This is a genomic window from Polaromonas sp. (assembly GCF_018780625.1).
Lineage (GTDB): Bacteria > Pseudomonadota > Gammaproteobacteria > Burkholderiales > Burkholderiaceae_C > Polaromonas.
Window position 1 is genome coordinate 1 of the sequence record NZ_JADMJK010000253.1, and the last position, 2,667, is coordinate 2,667.

General features: G+C 65.5%; 4 protein-coding genes. All 4 read left to right on the forward strand.

Annotation, left to right across the window (positions count from 1 at the left end):
- On the forward strand, positions 1-498 hold a 498-nt coding region (locus tag IV091_RS17985; RefSeq protein ID WP_293470787.1), incomplete at its 5' end, for a Na+/H+ antiporter subunit E.
- Positions 495-776: a K+/H+ antiporter subunit F gene (locus IV091_RS17990; protein WP_293470789.1), complete on the forward strand. Its 282-nt coding sequence runs from the start codon at positions 495-497 to the stop codon at positions 774-776. The genes IV091_RS17985 and IV091_RS17990, both read left to right, overlap by 4 nt.
- A gap of 10 nt (positions 777-786) precedes the next feature.
- Complete coding sequence (locus IV091_RS17995) at positions 787-1,140, forward strand: Na+/H+ antiporter subunit G (protein WP_293470790.1); 354 nt, start codon at positions 787-789, stop codon at positions 1,138-1,140.
- Positions 1,141-1,696: 556 nt separating this feature from the next.
- A partial coding sequence (gene proV, locus IV091_RS18000) for a glycine betaine/L-proline ABC transporter ATP-binding protein ProV (protein WP_293470792.1) occupies positions 1,697-2,667 on the forward strand: 971 nt, incomplete at its 3' end.

The following is a 2,667-nucleotide window of genomic DNA, read 5'->3' on the forward strand; positions in this document are numbered from 1 at the left end:
GGCCACCCCTGGCTGTCGGTGCTGCTGGCCGTCAGCTGGCTGCTGCTGCAGCACACGCTGGCACCGGTCCACCTGATTTCAGCCGTGCTGATTGGCCTGGTGGTGCCCCGCCTGCTGCATGGATTCTTGCCCGCCATGGCGCCGGTGCGGCTGGTGCCAGCGGTGCGCCTACTGGGGGTGGTGCTGTGGGACATCGTGCTGTCCAACTTTGTCGTGGCGCGGCTGGTGCTGGGCCCGCTGTCACGGCCCCAGCCGGCCTGGGTCACGGTGCCGCTGGCGCTGACCCACCCGACAGCCATTTCCATGCTGGCCAGCATCATCACGACCACGCCCGGCACGGTGTCGTGCACCATCGACGAGCAGCGCCGGCACATCCTGGTCCACGCGCTGGACTGCAGCGATACCGCGCAAATGGCGGCCGACATCAAGGCGCGCTACGAAGGCCCGCTGCTGGCCATCTATGAACACACGCCGGACCCAACGGGAGACCGCACATGAGTTTCAACATCCTGGCAATGGCGCTGGACATTGCCGTGGGCGCCGTATCACTGGCGATGGCGCTGTGCGCCTGGCGCCTGGTGCGCGGGCCCGACGTCACCGACCGCGTGCTGGCGATCGACACGCTCTACATCAACGCGGTGGCACTGGTGGTGCTGCTGGGCATACGCCTGCGCACCCCTATCCTGTTCGAGGCGGCCCTGATCGTCGCGATGCTGGGTTTTGCCTCCACGGTGGCGCTGGCGCGCTACCTGAGCCGCGGCGACGTGATCGAATGAAACGGAGGGCATGACCATGGGTTTTCATCCTGTTATTGAATGGCTGGCGGCGGCGCTGCTGCTGCTGGGCGCTTTTTTCCTGCTGGTGGGGGCCATCGGGCTGGCGCGCCTGCCCGACTTCTTCATGCGGCTGCACGCGCCCACCAAGGCCTCCACGCTGGGTCTGGGCGGCCTGCTGCTGGCCAGCATGCTGCTGGCGGCGGCCCAGGGGCGGGCCGGCTTTGCCGAGTTGCTGATCACGCTGTTTGTCTTCGTGACCGCGCCGGTGTCGGCCAACATGATGGCGCAGGCAGCGCTGCACCTGCGCTTGCCGGGCAAGGCCACGCCGCCCGAAGACGCCGTGCCCGAACGCCGCGCGCCCTGAGCAACAGGCAGCGCGCGGCCCGATTCAAGCGACTTGGGCCGCTCGCGCTTGTAATGCGGCCTTCCACAGCGACTTGTTCAACCGCAATCAGGCGCCAGCAAGCCAGATTTTGGCGTTTGCGGCGCGCAGCATAGCAGGCTAAAGCCCTTATTTATTGACTTATTAATAACTAATCGCTATAATTAGTACTTGTTTTACATCCTGCAACGCAGGTAATCAGGCGCTTTACAGCGCCCTCCCTCCGAGTCGGGCCTTGGCGCCCGTCACTCCGTCCGAATCTTCGGACCTGATGTCCGCGCCGTGCACTGCACAGCGCATGCGTGATTCAAGAGTCCTCTGCCCAGACCTCTTTTGTTGAAGCGCGCGGCATCTCCCGCATGGCCTTGCCGCCGTGCATGTCAATGGGCACTTCGAGGTGTCCGCCCTATTGCCCTGCAGTCCCCGGGTGCCTACGCACCCCGGGCGCAGCCGTTGGCATGGGCTTTTCCGGCGTCTTTGTCCCGGCCACCGTGCCGGCGAAGCGCTTTTTCGCTCATCAACCAGGAAAGACCCCCGCGTGGCCAAACAAATCATCATCGACCATGTGTTCAAAGTATTTGGCGATGCGCCCGAAGCCGCCCTTGAACTCGTGCGCCAGGGCTGCACCAAGGAAGAGATCCTGGCCCGTACCGGCGCCACCATCGGTGTGTTTGATGCCAGCCTGACCATCGAGGCCGGTGAGATCTTTGTCGTCATGGGCCTGTCGGGTTCGGGCAAATCGACGCTGGTGCGCCTGCTCAACCTGCTGATCGAGCCCACGGCCGGCCACATCCTGGTGGACGGCACCGACATCAGCAAGCTCTCGGATTCGCAACTGCGCGCGCTGCGGCGCAAGGACATCAGCATGGTGTTCCAGTCGTTCGCGCTGATGCCGCACATGACGGTGCTGGACAACACCGCGCTGGGCCTGGAACTGGCCGGCGTGGGCCGCGCCGAGCGCCATGCGGCGGCCGGCCAGGCGCTGGACCAGGTCGGCCTGAGCGGCTGGGGCGCCAGCTACCCCGACGAGTTGTCGGGCGGCATGCAGCAGCGCGTGGGCCTGGCCCGGGCGCTGGCCTCGGACCCGTCGATTTTGCTGATGGACGAGGCGTTTTCAGCGCTGGACCCCATCATCCGCACCGAAATGCAGTCCGAACTGCTGCGCCTGCAGCAGGTCAAGCGCCGCACCATCGTCTTCATCTCGCACGACCTGGACGAGGCCATGCGCATTGGCGACCGCGTCGCCATCATGAAGGATGGCCAGGTGGTGCAGGTCGGCACACCCGAGGAAATCTTGCGCAACCCCGCCGACGACTATGTGCGCAGCTTTGTGCGCGGCGTGGACGCCTCGGCAGTTTTCAAGGCCGGCGACATTGCGCGCAAAAGCCAGGTCGTGGTGTCCGAGCAGCCCGGCAAGGGCTCGCGGGCCGCGCTCAAGATGCTCGAAGACCAGGACCGCAACTACGCCTACGTGGTGAGCCCGTCCCAGCAGTACCTGGGCGTGGTGTC

Coding starts and splice junctions, on each gene's coding strand:
- IV091_RS17990 (WP_293470789.1), top strand. CDS start 495: ATGAGTTTCAACATCCTGGCAATGGCGCTGGACATTGCCGTGGGCGCC.
- IV091_RS17995 (WP_293470790.1), top strand. CDS start 787: ATGACCATGGGTTTTCATCCTGTTATTGAATGGCTGGCGGCGGCGCTG.